The sequence below is a fragment of the Paenisporosarcina sp. P4_D4 genome (assembly GCF_056401835.1).
Window position 1 is genome coordinate 1 of the sequence record NZ_JBFUIO010000354.1, and the last position, 905, is coordinate 905.

The window sequence follows — 905 nt, forward strand, 5'->3', positions numbered from 1 at the left end:
ATGTTGGTAAGTAAACTGTAATACCAAGTTTATGAACTCATGAACAGCAGCTAATTTTGTTCTAAAGTATATTTATCCATAAAAAACTACACCTCCAATTGATAGATGTGTCTAAAAATTGGGGTGCAGTTCATTTATTAGAGGAAAAGTGTCTGTTTTTTAATGTTATCCTAYGCCCTTTTTTATTTAAAAATCAAAGTTGTCAGGGTCTGGTCCTACTCGATGATTTTGATTTAGCTCATCAATTCGCTGCATCTCTTCTTTTGTTAGTTCGAAGTCAAATACAGTTGAGTTCTCAACAATTCGATATTCATTCGTGGATTTTGGAATGGTTACAACACCATTTTGTAAATCCCATCGTATAATAATTTGGGCAATGGTCTTGTTATACTTATTTGCAATTTCTTGTAATACTAGATTATCTAATAATTGACCTTGCATTAAAGGTGACCAAGCTTCTAACTGAATTCCATGTTCTTGACAAAAGGCTTGAATTTCTTTCTGAGTTAAACGTGGATGGTATTCTACCTGGTTGACCATCGGTTTAATTTCAGCATCGTTCATTAAGTCCTCCAGATGGTGGACTTGGAAGTTACTTACTCCAATAGCCTTTACTCTTCCTTCTTTATAAAGAGTCTCTAATGCACGCCAAGCTTCCTTATATTTACCTTCTACTGGCCAGTGAATAAGGTATAAATCTAAATACTCAAGATCAAGTTTCTTTAGGCTTGTTTCATAAGCTACTATAGTTGATTCGTAACCTAAGTCAGAATTCCAAACTTTCGATGTTATAAATAGTTCTTCTCTTGGGATACCTGCTTCATTTATCCCTTCTCGAATAGCTTGTCCAACTCCTTCTTCATTTTCATAAATAGCTGCTGTATCAATACTACGATACCCATGTT

At 34.4% G+C, this 905-nt stretch carries 1 protein-coding gene; it reads right to left on the minus strand.

The genetic code is table 11. From position 1 onward, the window contains the following. Positions 1-186 precede the first annotated feature (186 nt). Positions 187-905: aldo/keto reductase (locus tag AC1DSL_RS18780; RefSeq protein ID WP_477533410.1), on the minus strand; the 719-nt coding region annotated here is incomplete at its 5' end.